This window comes from Streptomyces sp. NPDC047072, from assembly GCF_040643855.1.
Taxonomy (GTDB): domain Bacteria; phylum Actinomycetota; class Actinomycetes; order Streptomycetales; family Streptomycetaceae; genus Streptomyces.
The window spans coordinates 1-16232 of sequence record NZ_JBEYVC010000223.1 but is presented as its reverse complement, the minus strand read 5'-3'; the positions used below and the strand labels follow the sequence as shown (position 1 = coordinate 16232).

Genomic DNA, 16232 nt, shown 5'->3' with positions numbered 1-16232 from the left:
GCACCATCCGGCATTCGTACGTGTACAGCGCGATCGCCGACGCCTCCAACCCCGCCCACCGCCGGAACCACGCCGCCAACCCCGGCTGTCGCCCCTCCGGCGGCTTGTCGGCGGTGCGGCCGATCGCCGTGGCGATGCGGTTGACCGTCGCGATCCGCTTGTCCTCGAGCGGGCCGAGGATGGCGTTCTGGACGAAGTTGGGTCCGCCCTGGCCGACGGTGTCGACGAGCCGCTTGTTCGCCTCGTCGATCTGGGTCTGGAGCAGGGTCAGGTTGCGGTCGACCTCGGCCTGGGCGGTGGCCGGGATGGCGGGCAGCTGCGAGGCCACGTCCGGGCACGTGATGGTGCCGGGGTCGGCCAGCGTCCGGGCGGTCGCCGTGCTGCTCTTGGACGTCTCCCCGGCGAGGGCGGTGCCGGCGACGATCGCCCCGGTCAGTGCCACCGCGGCAGCGCCGCCGATGATCGCCACGCGGCGCTTGTTGTACTTCGGAAGAGCCCTGGACATGCGGATGCCTCACTAGGGTCGGGTGTGTCTTCGTTTTACAAACGCGGCGCCTGCGTTCGGCGAGAGGTACGGGTAAGCGGTTGCGGGTGTTCAAAGGGTTTTCAAAAAGACGGCCCGATTGACGAATCATGCAAGGCTCTGCATAATCATGCATGACCTTGAGTGCAGCGGTGAGGAGCAACGCAAGTGAGCAGCAACAGCGGTGACGTCCGGCTCTGGGGCGGCCGTTTCGCCGACGGTCCCGCCGAGGCCCTGGCCAAGCTGTCCGCGTCCGTCCACTTCGACTGGCGGCTCGCGCCCTACGACATCGCCGGCTCCCGCGCCCACGCGCGCGTGCTGCACAAGGCGGGCCTGCTCACCGAGGACGAGCTCCAGCGGATGATCGCCGGACTCGACCAGCTGGAGGCCGACGTGGCCGACGGCTCCTTCGTGGGTACCATCGCCGACGAGGACTGCCACACCGCCCTGGAGCGGGGCCTGCTGGAGCGGGTCGGCCCCGACCTCGGCGGCAAGCTGCGTGCAGGGCGTTCCCGCAACGACCAGATCGCCACCCTCTTCCGGATGTACCTGCGGGACCACGCCCGGATCATCGGCGGTCTGATCGCAGAGCTCCAGGACGCGCTGGTCGGCCTCGCGGAGGCCCACCCGGACGTGGCGATGCCCGGCCGCACCCACCTCCAGCACGCCCAGCCGGTCCTCTTCGCCCACCACGTCCTGGCCCACGTCCAGTCCCTGTCCCGGGACGCGGAGCGGCTGCGCCAGTGGGACGAGCGGACGGCCGTCTCGCCGTACGGCTCGGGCGCGCTGGCCGGTTCCTCCCTGGGCCTGGACCCGGAGGCGGTCGCGAAGGACCTCGGCTTCGAGCACGGCTCGGTCGGCAACTCCATCGACGGCACGGCCTCCCGTGACTTCGTCGCGGAGTTCGCCTTCATCACCGCGATGATCGGCGTCAACCTCTCCCGGATCGCCGAGGAGATCATCATCTGGAACACGAAGGAGTTCTCCTTCGTGACCCTGCACGACGCCTTCTCCACGGGCTCGTCGATCATGCCGCAGAAGAAGAACCCGGACATCGCGGAGCTGGCCCGGGGCAAGTCCGGCCGCATGATCGGCAACCTGACGGGCCTGATGGCCACCCTCAAGGCCCTCCCCCTCGCCTACAACCGCGACCTCCAGGAGGACAAGGAGCCGGTCTTCGACTCCTGCGACCAACTGGAGGTCCTCCTCCCCGCCTTCACCGGCATGATGGCCACCCTCACGGTCAACCGGGAGCGCATGGAGGAACTGGCCCCGGCCGGCTTCTCCCTCGCCACCGACATCGCCGAGTGGCTGGTCAAGCAGGGCGTCCCGTTCCGCGTGGCCCACGAGGTCGCCGGCGAGTGCGTCAAGGCGGCCGAGGCGGAGGGTAAGGAACTCAACGACCTGACGGACGACCAGTTCGCCAAGATCAGCGCCCACCTGACCCCGGAGGTCCGCACGGTCCTCAACGTCCCCGGCGCCCTGGCGTCGAGGAACGGCAGGGGCGGCACGGCCCCGAGCGCGGTGGCCGTACAGCTGGCCGAGGTGAAGGCGAACCTGGCCGCACAGCATGAATGGGCTCGGGCGAAGGGCTTTTAGGGGCGCGGGGAACTGCGCGACCAGCCACAACGGCGCCGCACCCGCCAAACAACCAAACAACCCACCCCCTGAGGCGAAGGGCATCCCGCGTTACGTTGTGGGCATGCCCTTCGCCCGCCTCGCCACAGCAACCACCCCCACCTGCCACATCGGCCTGGGCCTAGCCGCAATCGCCCGCCCCGGCTACATCAATCTGGGTCGCGACAACGACCTGGGAGACGACCGAAGCGTCGAAACGCTCCGTACCCGAACCCACGAACTCCTGGACGCCGCCTACGCCCAAGGCGTCCGCTACTTCGACGCGGCCCGCTCCTACGGCCGCTCAGAGGAGTTCCTCGCAGACTGGCTCACCAACAACCCCGGCCGAAACGACGTAGTCATCGGCAGCAAGTGGGGCTACACCTACACCGCCAACTGGACCACGACCGCCGAGAAGCACGAGGTCAAGGACCACACCCTCCAGACCTACGACCGCCAGCGTGCCGAAACCGCAGAACTCCTCGGCGACCACCTGGACCTGTACCAGATCCACTCGGTGACCCCGGACAGCCCGGCCCTCACCGACAAGGAACTCCACGCGAGGCTCGCGGAAGCCGCGGAACAGGGCATCAGCATCGGCTTCTCCACCAGCGGCCCCGCCCAAGCGGCAGCGATCCGCGCCGCGCTGGAGGTGACCGTCGACGGCGCCCCCCTCTTCCGTACCGTCCAGTCGACGTACAACGCCCTGGAGACCTCGGCCGGCCCCGCCCTCGCCGAGGCGCACGCCGCCGGCCTTACGGTGATCGTCAAGGAGGGCATGGCCAACGGCAGGCTCGCCGCCCCGCACGCCCCGGCCGCGCTGAAGGCCGTGGCGGAGGAGACGTCCCTGGGCTGTGACGCCGTAGCCCTCGCGCTCGTCCTGCGCCAGCCGTGGGCCGGAGTCGTCCTGTCGGGCGCCGCGACCCTGAACCAGCTGGCCTCCAACCTGCACGCGGCCGTGGTGGACCTGGACGAGGACCAGCTGAGCCGGCTCGCCGCGCTCGCGCAGGAGCCACGGGCGTACTGGGAGCAGCGCGCAAGCCTGCCCTGGCAGTAGAAAAAGCGGTTGGCCCATCATGAGACGCTCACGCCCCCTGTGAGACATTAATGTCTCACATGGGCTATGGTTGTCTCATGGCTGTCGACCGTGACCACGTGCTGCGCAGTGCCGCCGCCCTGCTGACCCGCAAATCCACCGCGACCATGGACGAGGTCGCCAAGGCGGCGGGGATCAGCAGGGCGACCCTGCACCGCCACTTCGCCGGACGGGACGCCCTCGTACGGGCGCTGGAGTCGCTCGGCATCGCGGAGTGCGAGACCGCCGTGGACGCGGCGCGGCTGGACGAGGGTGCCGCGAGCGACGCCGTACGGCGTCTCGTCCGCGAGATCGAGCCCGCCGCCGGGCTCCTCGCCTTCCTCTACACCGAGAACCAGCTGTTCGAGGGCGAGGAGCAGAACGAGGGCTGGGCGCGGCTCGACGCCCGGATCTCCGGGCTGTTCCGGCGCGGCCAGCAGGACGGTGAGTTCCGCATCGACCTCACGCCCGCCTGGTTCACCGAGGCCCTGTTCGGCCTGCTCGCCTCCGCCGTCTGGATGGTGCAGAGCGGAAAGGGCGCACCCAAGGACTTCCACCACATGACCGTCGAGCTGTTTCTCGGCGGTGTACTACGACCTTCCGCACGACCGAGAGAGGAATCATGACCAGCACCCTGCGGCCGGCGGCCACGACCGAGGCGGTGCAGCGTCCCGGCCGGTGGCTCGCGCTGTCCGTCCTCGTCCTCGCCGTGCTGCTGGTGGCCGTCGACGCGACCGTCCTCGGCCTCGCGACCCCCTACATCAGCGAGGACCTCAAGCCCACCGGCACCCAGTTGCTGTGGATCGGTGACGTCTACTCGTTCGTCATCGCGGGCCTGCTGGTCTCGATGGGCAGCCTCGGCGACCGCATCGGCCGCAAGCGGATCCTGCTCGTCGGCGCCACGGCGTTCGGCGCGATATCCGTCCTCAACGCCTATGCGACGACACCGGAGTTGATGATCCTCGCCCGGGCGCTGCTCGGTGTCGCGGGCGCGACCCTGATGCCCGCCACCCTGGCGCTGATCCGCAACCTCTTCCACGACCCGCGCGAACGCAGCCTGGCCGTCGGCATCTGGGGCGCAACGGCCTCCGCCGGTACGGCAGTCGGCCCGATCGCCGGCGGCTTCCTGCTCGAACACTTCTGGTGGGGCTCGGTCTTCCTGATCAACCTGCCCGTGATGGCGGTCCTCGTCCTCGTCGGCATCAAGCTGCTGCCGGAGTCCCGCAACCCGAACCCGGGCCCCTGGGACATGGCCAGCGTCCTGCTGTCCCTCGTCGGCATGATCGGAGTCGTCTACGCGGTCAAGGAGATCGCCTCGCACGGCGCCGCGTGGGACGCCGTGGCCGCGGGCATCCTGGGCGCGGCAGCGCTGTACGGCTTCGTCCGCCGCCAACTCACCCTCCCCACCCCCCTGTTGGACATGCGCCTGTTCCGCAACCGCGGCTTCAGCGGCGCGGTCCTGGCCGACCTCCTGACCATCCTCGGCCTCTCCGGCCTGGTCTTCTTCCTCTCCCAGTACCTGCAACTGGTCCAGGGAAGGCGCCCGTTGGAGGCGGGCCTGGCCGAACTCCCGGCAGCGGTGGGCGCGGTGGCGGCGGGCCTGGTGGCGGGGACGGTGGCCCGCCGGTACTCGGTGCGCGTGGTCGTCTCCGGCGGCCTGGCGGCGGTGGGCCTCGCCCTGGCTGCCCTGACGGTCCTCGACCAGTCGACCGGCTACCCCGTCCTGGGCGCGGCCCTCCTGGTGGTCGGCATCGGCGCCGGCTTCTCCTTCACGGTGACGGCGGACGTGATTCTGTCGAGCGTCCCGAAGGAACAGGCGGGCGCGGCGTCCGCAGTCTCCGAAACGGCGTACGAACTGGGCGCGGCCCTGGGCATCGCGGTACTCGGCTCGATCGTGACGGGCGTCTACCGGGGATTCGCAGCTCCTGCAGGTACCCCGGACGGCGCACACGAGTCCCTGGGCGGCGCGGTAGAGGCAGCATCCGGCATGCCGACGGACGCGGCACAGGCTCTGCTGACGTCAGCCCGAGAAGCTTTCGTGAACGGCCTCACCATCGCCGCGGGCGCAGGAGCAGCGGTCCTACTCGTAACAGCGGCAGCAGCCTGGTTCATGCTGAAGAACCAACGGCTGGACAAGGGCTTTTAGGGGCGCGGGGAACTGCGCGACAAGCCCCCACCGCCCCGCACCCGATGTACGACCTCTACGCAGCCTTCGCCTTCGTGGCGTACATGTCCACGTACTCCTGCCCCGACAACCGCATGACCTCAGCCATCACAGAATCGGTGACCGCCCGCAGCACATACCGATCCCGGTCCATCCCGTCGTACCGGGAGAACTCCATCGCCTCACCGAACCGAACAGTGACCCGCCCGGGCCGCGGCATCCCCGCACCCCCCGGCTGCAACTTGTCCGTGCCGATCATCGCGAAGGGCACGACAGGCGCCCCGGTCATGAGCGTCAGCCGAGCGATCCCGGTCCGCCCCCGGTACAGCCGCCCATCAGGCGACCGCGTGCCCTCGGGGTAGATCCCGAAGACCTTCCCCTCCTCAAGGATCCGCCGCCCGGTCATCAGCGCGGCGACACCGCCGTGTCCCCCGTCCCGGTCCACCGGAATCATCCCGGTGCCGGTGAAGAACCAGGCCATGATCCGCCCCTTGAGGCTCTTCCCGGTGACGTACTCGTCCTTGCCGATGAAGAACACCTGCCGGTCGCAGACCAGCGGAAGGATCATCGAGTCGATGAAGGTGAGGTGGTTGCCGGCGAGGATGACCGGCCCCTCGCCCGGGATGTGCTCCACGCCCTCCACCCGTGGGCGGAACATCAGGCGCATGATCGGTCCGAGCACTGCCTTGATGAGCGTGAAGCGGGACAACGGGCCCTCCGGTGTAAAGAGAACGGCCAGGGAAACTGTATGAGTCTGTGCAGGTGAGGACATTACTCGCGCCCCGGGGGATCGTGCACATCGAGTACGCGGGGTTCACCGAGGTCTTACGCACTGTTGACGCTCGTTTACCTGCGGTGGGGTCCCGTCGTACGCCGGAAACCCGGGTGGAACGATGTGACGGACGCCTCGAAACACCGGCTACCCAGCCCTTTCGCCCCGAAGCCGACAGAGCATCAGACATCTGTTCCCGTACGACATCCCGCGTCACCCGTGTGTTCCGCCGCAGGTCTCCCTTCGGTCATGGACACGCACCTACGATCGGCGCGCATCCAAGAGCCGACGGCAGGAGGGGTCCACGTGGGATCGCAGGACGAGCAGACGGGCGGCAGCACCGGCACCGGCATCGGGGCCGGCACCGGACGACGGGCACTGCTCGGAGCCGCGGTGCTCGGCGCCGGGGGAGCGGTCCTCGGACTGTCCGGCACGGCGAGAGCGGCCGACACGGCGGTGTCCGGCGGCGGTCACGGCAGCGGCGGCGGGCTGAAGAGCCTCCCCGTTCCGACGATCATCGGCCACCGAGGCGCCAGCGGCTACCGCCCCGAGCACACCTTCGGCTCCTACCAGCTCGCCCTCGACCTCGGCGCCGATGTCGTCGAGGCCGGCGACCTCGTCCCCACCAAGGACGGCCACCTGGTCTGCCGCCACGAGCCGGAGATCGGCGGCACCACGGACGTCGCCGACCACAAGGAGTTCGCCGACCGCAAGACCACCAAGGTCCTCGACGGCGTCTCCCTCACCGGCTGGTTCACCGAGGACTTCACGCTCGCCGAGCTCAAGACGCTCCGCGCCATCGAGCGCATCCCGGCCAACCGCCCGCACAACACGCTCTACAACGGCCGCTGGGAGATCCCCACCTTCGAGGAAGTCCTCAGGTGGCAGGACGAGCAGACCCGCAAGCGCGGCAAGCAGGTCTGGATCTACCCCGAGACCAAGCACCCCACCTACTTCCGCAAGCTGGGCCTGGGCCTCGAAGAGCGGGTCGCCAAGCTGCTGCGCAAGTACGGCAAGGACAAGCGGAACTCCCCGGTCATCCTCCAGTCCTTCGAGCCGACCAGCATCCAGCGGCTGAACAAGCTCGTCGACAACCCCCTGGTCGTCCTGCTGTCCGCCGCGAACACCCGCCCCTGGGACTTCGTCGAGTCGGGCGACCCGCGTACCGTCGCCGACCTGATCACCCCCAAGGGCCTCAGGGAGATCGCGGGTTACGCCCAGGGCATCGGCCCGACGCTCGACCTGGTCATCACCAAGAAGTCGGACGGCGGCCTCGACAAGGTGACCACCCTCGTCGCCGACGCGCACAAGGTCGGGCTGGTCCTGCACCCGTACACCATGCGCAACGAGAACCCCTTCCTGCCCACCGAGTTCCGCAAGGGCACCGACGTCGACGCCTACGGTGACGTCTTCGGCGCCTTCAAGGCGTACTTCGCCACCGGCATCGACGGCGTCTTCACCGACAACGCGGACACCGGCGTGCTGGCCCGCGCGGACTTCGTCAACGGCTGACGCGGACTTCGTCAACCGCTGAGCCGGACGGCCCCCGATAGGGGTGACTTCCGGCCGCCCGGGCAACCCGATGCCCGGGCGGCCGTGTCGTAGCGCATATGACGCACGACTTGGTCACCGCCCTGCGCCCCCTGCTCACCGCCGAGGCCTCGGCCGAGGCACATGCCACCGGTACGGAACCGGCCGATCTGGAGCAGGCGGTCTGGCTCCGCCTCCTGGAGCGCCTGGACACCCAGGGCCCGCCCCTCGACCCGCCCGGCTGGCTGCGCCGGGCCGTCCGCTCGGAGTCCCGCCGCAGCCGTCGTACGACCCGGCTCGAACGGCCGTACGACACCGAACCCGCGGCCGCCGACGACCGCACCCCCGAGGAGCTCACCCTCGCGGCGGCCCGCCGCCGGACCCTCCATGAGGCGGTACGACGGCTGCCGGGCCGTTGCCCCGGTCTGATGGCCGCGCTGCTCTCCCCGAGAGACCTCACCTACCGCGAGATCGCGGGCGAGTTGGGTATCTCACAGGGCAGTCTGGGTCCGGAACGTTCCAGATGCCTGGGATGTCTTCGCAGATTGCTCACACCGGAGGTTGCGGCGCGGGGAGGGCGGGGATAGGAGTGAGGGACGACAGGCGATCAGGTGAGCGGGAGGCGTGCGCACATGGGCATGAGCGTGACCATCTCTGCGGCGACCGTGCAGGACGCGGAGCAGATCTTCAGGTTGCAGTACCTGTGCTTCCAGAGTGAGGCGGCGCTGTACGGCAACTACCGCATCGATCCGCTCGTCCAGAGCCTGGACTCGGTCCGCGAGGAGGTCGCCGGGGACTGCGTCTTCGTGGCCCGCCTCGGCGAGGAGGTGGTCGGCTCGGTCCGCGGGCATGTCACCGAGGACGGCTCGGCCTCCATCGGCAAGCTCTGCGTCCACCCCCGCCTCCAGGGCCACGGCATCGGCGCGAGGCTCCTCCGGGCAGCCGAATCCGCCCTCGCGGAAGAGCGCGGCGCCACCAGCTTCCGCCTCCACACAGGCCACCGCAGCGAGGGCAACCTCCGCCTCTACCGCAAGGTGGGCTACCAGACGGTGGGCACCACGGAGGGCACGGACGGAGTACCGATGGTGGTACTGGAGAAGCCCGCAGGCACATACGCGGCAACCGCATGAGTCTTTAGGGGCGCGGGGCTGTGTCTAATTTGCGGCTCCGCCGCGTGGGCGCGACCAGCCACGCACGGCCGGATGCCGCCCGACAAACCTCAGGCGGCATCCCCGGCGGGCGCACCCTTCCGCAACCAGTAGATGGCGGAAAGCGGCAGCAAAACAGGGATGAACACGTACCCCATCCCGAAGTCCGACCACACCGTCGCGTCCGGAAACGCGGACGAGTCGACCAGTGTCCAGGTGCCCACGGTGAGCACCCCCACCAGCTCAGCCCCGCAACAGGCGAGCGCCACCTTGCGGGCTGTCTCTCCACCCCGCACCAGCGTGTACGTGATGAACCCGTACACCACCCCGGCAACCGCCGACAGCGAGTACGCCAGCGGCGCCCGGTCGAACTCCGTGGAGATCTGATACGCGGACCGCGACACCGCGCCGACGACCATCACGCCGTACAGCCACACCAGTAGCGTGCCCGGCCCGCTGGTCAGCCGCTGTCGGCTCACCTCAGCCTCCCCAGATGTCATAGAGCCGCACCTCCAGAACGGCCAGCACCACACCGCCGGCGGCGACCGTCACCGATCCCCACTTCGTGCGCTCGGCCAGCGACATGAACCCCGCCGCCGGCACACACGCGAACGCGCCCAGCAGATACGCCACGAAGATCGTCGTCCCCTGCTCCGGCTTCTCGCCCCGCGCGAGCAGCACGACGCCGACCACCAGCTGCACCAGCGCCAGCACCGACACCACGGCCATCCCGATGAAGTGCCAGTCCTTGGTCGGCTGGTCCCGGTAGGCCGCCCACCCGCACCACCCGGCAAGCAACAGCGCTGCGACGCCGGTCACCAGCGCCAGGGCATCAAACATGCGGTGAGCCTATTACGGCCCAAAAGGCCTGATGCGGCCGCCCCCGCGTCGCACCGTAGGGTCGACGGCATGAAGATCCGCGCCCAAGCCCTCCTGTTCGACAACGACGGCACTCTCGTGTCCTCCCTGGAATCCGTGGACCGCTGCTGGACGCGGTGGGCCGGGGAGTACGGCATCACCGCCGAGGCGTTCGCCCGGATCGAGCTGCACGGGCGGCCCGCGGTGGAGATAGCCGCCGACCTGCTGCCCGCCGACGTGGTGCCGGAGGCCCTCGCGCGGATCGAGGAGCTGGAGGTGGAGGACGTACCCAACGGGGGAGTGCACTTGCTGCCCGGCACCCGGGACTTTCTCGGCGCGCTGCCCGCCGACCGCTGGGCCGTCGTCACCTCCGCCACCCGCCGGCTCGCCGAGGCCCGGCTCGAAGCCGTCGGCGTCCTGCCCAAGACCCTGATCGCCGCCGACGACGTCACCCGCGGCAAGCCCGATCCCGAGCCCTATCTGCTCGCCGCCCGTGAGCTGGGCGTCGACCCGGCCCACTGCGTCGTCTTCGAGGACGCCCCGGCGGGTCTGCGCGCCGGCCGCGCCGCCGGAATGACCACCGTGGCGTTGACCACAACGCACGCGTCCCACGAGGTGGACGCCGATCTCGTGGTCGAGAACCTGTCGGCCCTGTCGGTGCTGGTCAGCCGAGAAGGCGTGGAGATCTCCGTCCGCGGCTGACCCGTCCGCCGCTGTCCGGCATGTGGACAGCGGCACTTTGTCAGGACCGTACCTCTGCTTTACTGATCGCATGACCACGACGAGCTGCCGCACCTTTGCGACCGAGGCGACCATGACGCCCGGTGCTCGTTGTATGTGTCGAATGTGCGCCTGTTAGAGGCAGCCCCCACCCCCTGGCACGTCCGTACGCGCCGAACGCCGTACGTGACCCCTGTGCCCGCGCACGACTTCCCTCCCGTACCAGGGCACACCCACGCCCCCGCGTACTCGACAGTGATGGAAACCCAGTGATCACGACATCAGGCCTGACCAAGGTCTACCGCTCGCGCGGCCGTGAGATCACCGCCCTCGACGGCGTCGATCTCCATGTTCGCGAAGGCGAGGTGTACGGCGTCATCGGCCAGTCCGGCGCCGGCAAGTCCTCCCTCATCCGCTGCGTCAACCTGCTGGAGCGCCCCACCGCCGGCACGGTCACCGTCGCCGGACAGGACCTCACCGCCCTCGCCGGGCGCGGTCCCCGCGCCGGCCGGGAACTGCGGCAGGCGCGCAGCCGTATCGGCATGGTCTTCCAGCACTTCAACCTGCTGTCCACCCGGACCGTCCAGGACAACGTCGAGCTGCCGCTGGAGATCCTCGGCACCTCCGGCAAGGAGCGCTCCCGCAAGGCATTCGAACTGCTGGACCTCGTCGGGCTCGCCGACAAGGCCAAGGCGTACCCCGCCCAGCTCTCCGGCGGCCAGAAGCAGCGCGTCGGCATCGCCCGCGCCCTCGCCGGCGACCCCAAGGTGCTGCTGTCCGACGAGGCCACCAGCGCCCTCGACCCGGAGACCACCCGCTCGATCCTCCAGCTGCTGCGCGACCTGAACCGGCAGCTGGGGCTCACGGTGCTGCTCATCACTCACGAGATGGACGTCGTGAAGTCGATCTGCGACTCGGCCGCCCTGATGGAGAACGGGCGCATCGTCGAGTCCGGCACGGTCAGCGAGCTGCTCGCCGCCCCCGGCTCCGAACTCGCCTCCGCCCTGTTCCCGGTGACCGGCGACGCCACCGGCGAGGACCGGACCGTCGTCGACGTCACCTTCCAGGGCGAGACGGCCACCCAGCCCGTCATCTCCCAGCTGTCACGCACCTACAACATCGACATCTCGATCCTCGGCGCCGCCATCGACACCGTCGGCGGACTCCAGGTCGGCCGGATGCGCATCGAACTGCCGGGCCGCTACGAGGACAACGTCGTGCCGATCGGCTTCCTGCGCGAACAGGGCCTCCAGATCGACGTCGTGGGCCAGGAGCCCGTCCTGGTGAAGGAAGGTGCCCAGTGACCTGGTCCGAGATGCAGCCCCTGCTGGAGCAGGCGTGTTGGGACACCCTCTACATGGTCGGCTGGTCCACGCTCATCGCCGTCGTCGGCGGCCTGCCGCTCGGTGTCCTCCTCGTCCTCACCGACCGCGGCGGACTCCTCCAGAACGTCGTCGCGAACAAGGTGATCGGGCAGGTCGTGAACGTCGCCCGCTCGATGCCGTTCATCATCCTGATGGTGGCGCTGATGGGCTTCACCCGCTCGATCACCGGCACCACCATCGGCCGTGAGGCCGCCATCGTGCCGCTCGCCATCGGCGCCATCCCGTTCTTCGCGCGCCTCGTCGAGACGGCTGTCCGCGAAGTGGACGGCGGGCTGGTCGAGGCCGTCCAGTCGATGGGCGGCAACACCTGGACGATCGTCCGCAAGGTCCTCGTACCGGAGGCGCTGCCCTCGCTGATCGCCAGCACCACGACCACGATCGTGGCGTTGATCGGCTACTCCGCGATGGCCGGCACCGTCGGCGCCGGCGGCCTCGGCGACATCGCCATCCGCTACGGCTACCAGCGCTTCGAGACCCAGCTGATGTGGATCACCGTCGCGATCCTCGCCGTGGTCATCTCGGTGATCCAGTTCGCCGGCGACTACGCGGCCCGCTCGCTGCACAGCCGCGGCGGCAAGACGGGACCGGCGCCGAAACTGCGGCTCCTGAAGGCCGCGACCGCGGACACCAAGACGGTCTGAGGCACCCCCGAATCCTCCCGTGCACCCCATCACGGGATCGCTACACCCAAAAGGAAAGGCACTTTTCGTGCGTAACACCGTAAAGCTCACCACCGCCGTCCTCGCCGCCGGAGCCCTCACCCTCGGCCTCAGCGCCTGCGGTTCCTCCGACGCGGACTCCGCCTCCTCCGACTACAGCGGCCCCCTCGTCGTCGCCGCGAGCCCGGTCCCGCACGCGGAGATCCTCACCTACGTCAAGGACAACCTGGCGAAGAAGGCCGGACTCGACCTGGAGGTCAAGGAGTTCACCGACTACGTCACGCCGAACACGGCGACCGAGGACGGCTCGGTCGACGCCAACTACTTCCAGAACCAGCCGTACCTCGACGACTTCAACAAGAAGAACGGCACCCACATCGCGCCCGTCGTCACGGTCCATCTGGAGCCGCTCGGCCTCTACTCCCACAAGGTCAAGAGCGCCGACGCCCTCAAGAGCGGCGCGACGATCGCCGTCCCGAACGACAGCGTCAACGAGGCCCGCGCCCTCAAGCTGCTCGCGGCGAACGGCCTGATCACCCTCAAGGACGGCGTGGGCAACGACGCCACCCCGGCCGACATCACCAAGAACCCGAAGAACCTGAAGTTCAAGGAGCTGGAGGCGGCCCAGACCCCGCGCTCCCTGGACGACGTGGACGCGGCCGTCGTCAACGGCAACTACGCCATCGAGGCCGACCTCAAGCCCGCCTCCGACGCCCTCGTCCTGGAGTCCGCCAAGGACAACCCGTACGGCAACTTCCTCGCCGTCAAGGAGGGCAACGAGGACGACCCGCGGGTGAAGAAGCTCGCCAAGCTGCTCACCTCCGCCGAGGTGAAGAAGTTCATCGAGGACAAGTACGCGGGCTCCGTCATCGCGTCCTTCTGATCACCGGCGCGTATACGGCGTATCACCACGCACGGGGTCCACTCGCTCACCGCGGGTGGGCCCCGTGGTGCGGTTCCGCGCTCCCATGCTGCATGCTGGGCAGTTCGCAGTCCCTGAAGGTTTTCCGACGGTTACGGAGCGGCGCATGACTGGCACCTTCCCCAACATCTCCATCAGCACGGAGCGGTTGGTGCTGCGCCCCCTCGACGAGGACGACGTGCCCGCCCTGACCGAGATGATGAACGACGAGCAGGTCGGCGCCTGGACGGACGTACCGCAGCCGTTCACCGAGGAGGCCGCCCGCGGCCTGATCACCTCGTACGCGCCCGCCGAGCGCGAGTCCGGCCGCGGCCTCGGTCTCGCCGTCACCGAGTTCCTCACCCAACGCCTGGTCGGGGTCGTCCAGTTGGCGAAGACCAACTGGCATGTGCGGTCCACCGAGCTGTCGTACGTCATCGCCCCCTGGGCCCGCGGCGAGGGCTACGCCTCCGAGGCCGCGCTTGCCACCGCCCAATGGCTGCTCGGCGACCAGAAGTTCGAGCGTGTCGAGCTGCGCACCGCCGCCGACAACACCGCCTCCCAGCAGGTCGCCCAGAAGATCGGCTGCATCAGTGAGGGTGTCCTGCGGGGCGCCTGCATAGCGCGGGTCCGCACCGAGGACGGCACCTGGACCGACGTACGCACCGACTACATCGTGTGGAGCCTGCTGCCCGAGGACCTGGAGGGCGCGGGCGAGGAGCTGGCCGACACCGGCGGCTTCACCTCGTACTCGGACTGGAACTGACCGGAATCGGACCGAGGTCGGCGAAAGCGCTTCCGCGTCGGACCGGGTACCCTCCCGACGACGACCTGCGCAGACCCCCCGCAGCCCCCTGCATCCCCCCGCAGACCTCCTGGAGACTGAGACAAGATGGCCGACCGGGTCACGGTGATCGGCTGGGACGGTTCGCCCCTGACCGCCGCGGCACGCTCCGCCCTGGGCGCCGCCACGCTGGTGGCCGGAGCCGCCCACCACCTGGCGCTTCCCGAGGTGCCCCCCGCCGCCGAACGCATCCGCCTGGGCAGCGTCTCCCTCGCCGCCCGCCGCATCGCCCGCCTGCGCGGCACCGCGGTGGTGATCGCCGACGGCGATCCCGGGTTCTTCGGAGTCGTACGGACCCTGCGCGCACCGGAGTTCGGCCTGGAGGTCGAGGTCGTCCCCGCCGTCTCCTCGGTCGCCGCCGCCTTCGCCCGCGCCGGCATGCCCTGGGACGACGCCCAGGTCGTCGTCGCCCACCGCCGCACCCTGCGCCGCGCGGTCAACGTCTGCCGCGCCCACACCAAGGTCGCCGTCCTCACCTCGCCCGGCGCGGGCCCCGCCGAACTCGGCCTGCTGATGGAGGGCGTCCACCGCACCTTCGTCATCTGCGAGGAACTCGGCACCGAGCGCGAGCAGGTCACCGTCGTCACCTCCGAGAAGGCCGCCGACCACACCTGGCGCGACCCCAACGTCGTCATCGTCGTCGGCGGCCACCCCGGCACGGCCCCCGCCCCGGACGGCGGCGGCTGGATCGCCGGGCGCGACCCGGCCGCCGGACCGCGCGGCTGGACACTGCCCGCCGAGTCCTACGGCGGCCTCATGGGCGAAGGCGAGCTCGAACCGCTCCGCTCGGCCCAACTCGCCCGGCTGGGCCCGCGCGTCGGCGACCTCGTGTGGGACATCGGCTGCGGCAGCGGTGCCTTCGCCACCGACGCGGCCCGGGCCGGCGCCGCCGTCATCGCCGTCGACCGCGACCCGCGGGCCTGCGAGCGCACCGAGGCCAACGCCCGTGCCTTCGGGCTCCAGATCCAGGTGGTGCGCGGCAGCGCCCCGCACGTCCTGGAGAACCTCCCCGAACCGGACGTCGTCCGCGTCGGCGGCGGGGGTCTGGCCGTGGTCTCCTCGGTCGCCGACCGGCGCCCGCAGCGCGTAGTCGCCCACGCGGCCACCCGTGACGAGGCCGAACTCCTCGGCCGCGACCTCACCGAACACGGCTACCGCGTCGAGTGCGCGCTCCTCCAGTCCGTCGAACTCGACACCAGGGCCTGGACGGAGACGGAGCGGAGCGTCGCGTTCCTGCTCAGCGGGGTCCTTCCCGACCGGTCGGTCTGACCCCCTTTGTGGTCCCCGTGATCCTGTTGTCGTACTGCGCGCGGTAGGCTGGCCGACCGTTGTACCGCGCCAGGCCGCCCGGCATTTCGTTCGTCAATGTCCGGAAAGCGCACCCGTTTTGGGGTGGGTGTGGTACGGCAGAACCGGAGGACGCGCAACGTGGCGCAGTCCACAGCGGACCGTCGCGGATCAACCTGTCGCGAGGGGGGAACGGCCGGGACAATGCCAGTTAATGGCTTTGTCGTCTTTCCAGGCAGGCCGTTCGTGCCGCTGGGCACGCACGCTCGTTCTTCACTGCGGGGGCGGGTCGGTGCGCCGTCCCCGGTGAGCTGGTCGTAGGAGCACTAACCGATGGGCGAGGGGTACGCATGACCGACACCGGCCAGGTCCCGGGCGAGGGACTGCCGGAGAACGCAGGCATGGTGGAACAGCCGGACGCCGCCGCGTCGGGTGCGTACACCTACCTCTCCGAGACCACCGCCGAGGACGAAGACCTGTTGCTGCTGCCGGGCGCGCAGAGCCCCTGGGGCAACGAGGTCGCGCCGCCCGTGCCCGAGCCGGTCGTCGAGACCGTCCACGAGCCCGGACCGCACGAGATCTCCGGCCGCGACAGCGGCGCGCACGACCTCACCGCGGTCCGCCGCCCCACGCAGACGGCCCCCACCGTGCCCATCCCGCCGATCACGCCCCGCCGTCCGCTGCACCTCGCGCCCTCCTGGTCCCCGGATGTCCACCACGACCAGCAGGTCGGCGGCGGTGCGATGCTC

General features: G+C 69.9%; 17 protein-coding genes and 1 pseudogene. 14 read left to right on the top strand and 4 right to left on the bottom strand.

The features are described from left to right. On the bottom strand, nucleotides 1-505 hold a 505-nt coding region (locus ABZ896_RS47680; RefSeq protein ID WP_360943938.1), incomplete at its 3' end, for a hypothetical protein. A gap of 186 nt (nucleotides 506-691) precedes the next feature. On the opposite strand from ABZ896_RS47680, the gene argH reads away from it, so the two are divergent. From argH to ABZ896_RS47660, 4 genes are all read left to right on the top strand, one after another. Next, the gene (gene argH / locus ABZ896_RS47675; RefSeq protein ID WP_360943935.1) at nucleotides 692-2122 is read left to right on the top strand and encodes an argininosuccinate lyase; all 1431 of its coding nucleotides are present in this window, start codon (nucleotides 692-694) and stop codon (nucleotides 2120-2122) included. 103 nt (nucleotides 2123-2225) lie between these two features. After that, nucleotides 2226-3197 (top strand): aldo/keto reductase, encoded by a 972-nt coding sequence (locus ABZ896_RS47670; protein WP_360943932.1) that lies wholly within the window; start codon nucleotides 2226-2228, stop codon nucleotides 3195-3197. 77 nt (nucleotides 3198-3274) lie between these two features. Continuing rightward, the gene (locus ABZ896_RS47665; RefSeq protein ID WP_360943929.1) at nucleotides 3275-3841 is read left to right on the top strand and encodes a helix-turn-helix domain-containing protein; all 567 of its coding nucleotides are present in this window, start codon (nucleotides 3275-3277) and stop codon (nucleotides 3839-3841) included. Further along, a complete protein-coding gene (locus ABZ896_RS47660; RefSeq protein ID WP_360943926.1) occupies nucleotides 3838-5361 on the top strand; it encodes an MFS transporter in 1524 nt (507 codons plus the stop codon). The genes ABZ896_RS47665 and ABZ896_RS47660 overlap by 4 nt, the downstream gene beginning before the upstream one ends. A 55-nt stretch (nucleotides 5362-5416) precedes the next feature. Here ABZ896_RS47660 and ABZ896_RS47655 read toward each other — a convergent pair whose 3' ends face one another. Continuing rightward, nucleotides 5417-6151 carry a lysophospholipid acyltransferase family protein gene (locus tag ABZ896_RS47655; RefSeq protein WP_360943923.1) on the bottom strand — a complete coding sequence of 245 codons (735 nt, stop codon included), beginning with the start codon at nucleotides 6149-6151 and terminating at the stop codon, nucleotides 5417-5419. Nucleotides 6152-6457: 306 nt separating this feature from the next. Here ABZ896_RS47655 and ABZ896_RS47650 point away from each other — a divergent pair, with 306 nt between their 5' ends. The 3 genes from ABZ896_RS47650 (at nucleotide 6458) to ABZ896_RS47640 (ending at nucleotide 8811) form a co-directional block, all read left to right on the top strand. Then, nucleotides 6458-7663 carry a glycerophosphodiester phosphodiesterase gene (locus ABZ896_RS47650; RefSeq protein ID WP_360943920.1) on the top strand — a complete coding sequence of 402 codons (1206 nt, stop codon included), beginning with the start codon at nucleotides 6458-6460 and terminating at the stop codon, nucleotides 7661-7663. A 98-nt stretch (nucleotides 7664-7761) separates the two neighbouring features. Beyond that, nucleotides 7762-8268: a sigma-70 family RNA polymerase sigma factor gene (locus ABZ896_RS47645; RefSeq protein ID WP_360943917.1), complete on the top strand. Its 507-nt coding sequence runs from the start codon at nucleotides 7762-7764 to the stop codon at nucleotides 8266-8268. Between the two features lie 45 nt (nucleotides 8269-8313). Then, nucleotides 8314-8811 (top strand): GNAT family N-acetyltransferase, encoded by a 498-nt coding sequence (locus ABZ896_RS47640; protein WP_360943914.1) that lies wholly within the window; start codon nucleotides 8314-8316, stop codon nucleotides 8809-8811. Nucleotides 8812-8900: 89 nt separating this feature from the next. Here the strand turns inward: ABZ896_RS47640 and ABZ896_RS47635 are convergent, their stop codons facing one another. Both ABZ896_RS47635 and ABZ896_RS47630 read right to left on the bottom strand, forming a co-directional pair. Further along, nucleotides 8901-9329 (bottom strand): hypothetical protein, encoded by a 429-nt coding sequence (locus tag ABZ896_RS47635; RefSeq protein WP_360943911.1) that lies wholly within the window; start codon nucleotides 9327-9329, stop codon nucleotides 8901-8903. After that, a complete protein-coding gene (locus tag ABZ896_RS47630) occupies nucleotides 9310-9669 on the bottom strand; it encodes a hypothetical protein (RefSeq protein WP_360943908.1) in 360 nt (119 codons plus the stop codon). The genes ABZ896_RS47635 and ABZ896_RS47630 overlap by 20 nt, the downstream gene beginning before the upstream one ends. Before the next feature lie 69 nt (nucleotides 9670-9738). Between ABZ896_RS47630 and ABZ896_RS47625 the strand changes: the two genes are divergently transcribed. From ABZ896_RS47625 to ABZ896_RS47595, 7 genes and pseudogenes are all read left to right on the top strand, one after another. After that, entirely contained in the window at nucleotides 9739-10389 is a 651-nt protein-coding gene (locus ABZ896_RS47625) for an HAD family hydrolase (protein ID WP_360943905.1), read from the top strand. Between the two features lie 287 nt (nucleotides 10390-10676). Continuing rightward, on the top strand, nucleotides 10677-11711 hold the full coding sequence (locus tag ABZ896_RS47620) for an ATP-binding cassette domain-containing protein (RefSeq protein ID WP_360943902.1): 1035 nt from the start codon (nucleotides 10677-10679) through the stop codon (nucleotides 11709-11711). After that, a complete protein-coding gene (locus ABZ896_RS47615; RefSeq protein WP_360943899.1) occupies nucleotides 11708-12433 on the top strand; it encodes a methionine ABC transporter permease in 726 nt (241 codons plus the stop codon). Before ABZ896_RS47620 ends, ABZ896_RS47615 begins: the two co-directional genes overlap by 4 nt. Before the next feature lie 67 nt (nucleotides 12434-12500). Next, nucleotides 12501-13334 (top strand): MetQ/NlpA family ABC transporter substrate-binding protein, encoded by an 834-nt coding sequence (locus ABZ896_RS47610; protein WP_360943896.1) that lies wholly within the window; start codon nucleotides 12501-12503, stop codon nucleotides 13332-13334. 145 nt (nucleotides 13335-13479) lie between these two features. Continuing rightward, nucleotides 13480-14118: a GNAT family N-acetyltransferase gene (locus ABZ896_RS47605; protein ID WP_360943893.1), complete on the top strand. Its 639-nt coding sequence runs from the start codon at nucleotides 13480-13482 to the stop codon at nucleotides 14116-14118. 126 nt (nucleotides 14119-14244) lie between these two features. Further along, the gene (gene cbiE / locus ABZ896_RS47600) at nucleotides 14245-15465 is read left to right on the top strand and encodes a precorrin-6y C5,15-methyltransferase (decarboxylating) subunit CbiE (RefSeq protein ID WP_360943890.1); all 1221 of its coding nucleotides are present in this window, start codon (nucleotides 14245-14247) and stop codon (nucleotides 15463-15465) included. Between the two features lie 368 nt (nucleotides 15466-15833). Next, nucleotides 15834-16232: pseudogene (locus tag ABZ896_RS47595) on the top strand (5,6-dimethylbenzimidazole synthase); the annotation flags it as partial.